Genomic DNA, 785 nt, shown 5'->3' with positions numbered 1-785 from the left:
GACCCAGATACTGCGCGTTCTTTCCATGACGAAACACTTCCTCAAGAGTCAGGTAAAGTTGCTCATTTCTGCTCTATGTGCGGTCCTAAGTTCTGCTCCATGAAGATCTCGCAAGAGGTTCGTGAGTACGCGAAAGACTCCGAACAAGTAGCGGCAGATCAAGCCATTGAGATAAAAATGCTTGATAACCCTCTCGAGGGCATGCGCCAAAAATCTAAAGAATTTCGCCAGACAGGGTCAGAGTTGTATCACCCAGCCGTCGGTGCGAAAGAAGTACTATTAGAGGAATAAACTAAGTGAACGTATTAATCCCTGCTCATTCAATCGAGCTTACGGGAGAAGTACAACAATGTTTGTTGGTAGCAAAACAGCAAGGTTTTGATATCGCAAATATCGAGTTGGGCGTCAGCCCAACTCATAACTTCTCTCTACATGATAATGACATGTCATTCATCATTGCAGACGATACATCAACAACAAGGCAAGCCGTTTCAAATGCCGATCTTGTTATTAGCTACCAACAACCCTCAACGTTGTCAGCGGTGGCAGATCGTCTAGTCGCTAATCCAAATCACGTCTTTATTGGGATAGACAATCAGTATGGCTTCTATGATGTTTGGCGCCAGAATGAAGCCAATAAAGCGCTGTTTGTAAACGCTGCTTATGAAAAAGACTTTGAGCGCACACGCCATCTTGCCTGTTTGCTGACATGTTTGGCGCTCGAGTTTCCACTTGAAGACAGTTTGGTGCTCGCACGAGCAGCTTGCAGTGTTTCACGTGAAACA

2 pseudogenes are annotated in these 785 nt (G+C 45.2%); both read left to right on the top strand.

Annotation, left to right across the window (positions count from 1 at the left end):
* Positions 1 to 291, top strand: a pseudogene (locus BCU12_RS09950) (phosphomethylpyrimidine synthase ThiC); the annotation flags it as partial.
* 5 nt (positions 292 to 296) lie between these two features.
* A pseudogene (gene thiE / locus BCU12_RS09945) lies at positions 297 to 785 on the top strand (thiamine phosphate synthase); the annotation flags it as partial.

Origin of the sequence: Vibrio sp. 10N.261.55.A7, from assembly GCF_002877365.1 — a bacterium.
GTDB lineage: Bacteria > Pseudomonadota > Gammaproteobacteria > Enterobacterales > Vibrionaceae > Vibrio.
This window is presented reverse-complemented; position numbering and strand designations above follow the sequence as displayed.